General features: G+C 32.1%; 1 pseudogene. It reads left to right on the top strand.

The window, feature by feature from the left end:
- Window positions 1-1097: 1097 nt before the first annotated feature.
- Window positions 1098-1352, top strand: a pseudogene (locus ACFIL8_RS10375) (4-hydroxy-tetrahydrodipicolinate reductase); the annotation flags it as partial.

Raw genomic sequence — 1352 nt, 5'->3', positions numbered from 1 at the left:
AATAAAACCCATTATAATTGAATCACAAAAATCACTTTCTTATCGTGTCACAAAAAAGATCAGCACAGGGATAAAAAATACTTAAGAAAGGATTTTAAAGACTCTCTTTAAATACAAGAGCTGTAGCATCATTGGAAGCTAGGCAAATAAAATAACAATACTTAACGCATGTTATACTCCATTCTCCCCAATATATGAAAAAACGCATTTCATAATATATCCTATTTTCTCTATAATAAACAAAGCCTCATCATGCGTTTTTACAACATAACAATTTTTTCAACTGACTTTCCTAAAAGATGAAGAATCCGACCAACTCTCGTGTGTAAACAATCCAACTTCTTGTTAGCCCCTTGTTTTACCCCCTTTTTACGTGATTGTATTTATGGATAACATATTTATATACAATGATAAATAATCGTTTTTTTACTTTAATCATCAATTCCAAATACCTTTTTCTCATTACCTTCATCACATTTAAAACAATCAAAATCGCTTTCTTATGCGTCACAAATAGAATTGGTAAATGAAAGAATATTAAAGAAAAGAATGAAAATGCCTAAGTGCCAAGAATTATTAAAACATTAAAGGCTAACAAAACGTGATAATGCTAATTTTCTCTATTTATGAAGCATAAAGATAGTGGTGCAGAATAGATGTTATATTATTCATGGATACTCTCTCGTGATACCACTCACGAGCACTATCATAAAATAAGTTTAGAAGAATTGATAAATATTTCTTTAAGAAAAGCGCATGAATTGACAACATAGGTGTATTTTGTTTGGGAGATCTTGTTTTGCATGAAGAACGCTCTCCCCTTAAAGAACGAAAGAAACAAAAGCGTAAAGTAATACACAATCTCCTTTAGGTGTCATAAGCAAACCTTACTTAGGAATATTCATTACACACTCTAACGAAAAACATCTCTATTTAAATTTGTAGATCTTATATCACTTGCTCTAAACAACAGTATTTTACAGCACAACAAGATAAATTAAAGCAGGAAAAAAATTTTTCTATAAAGAAAAAGAACCATTGGAAAGAAGGCAAGAATTTGCCTATACTGCACAGTAAAGTATTATAAGGAGATAAAAATGCGCCTTACAGTTGTTGGTGCAAATGGAAGAATGGGACGTGAACTCATTACAACAATCCAGCAGAGGAGAGATGTAGAACTTTGTGCTGTTCTTGTACGCAAAGGCTCACCGTTTGTAGGAAAAGATGCCAGTGCCTTAATTGGTTCAGATTCTCTTGGGATTGGTATCACTGACGATCCCGAAAATGCCTTTTCTAATACAGAAGGTATTTTAGATTTTTCACAACCAGAAGCCAGTATTCTTTATGCTAAC

It is taken from the genome of Bartonella sp. AP57NXGY (assembly GCF_042195805.1).
Taxonomy (GTDB): domain Bacteria; phylum Pseudomonadota; class Alphaproteobacteria; order Rhizobiales; family Rhizobiaceae; genus Bartonella.
Note: the sequence above shows the minus strand (reverse complement) of the source record. Positions and strands in the feature narration are given on the sequence as shown.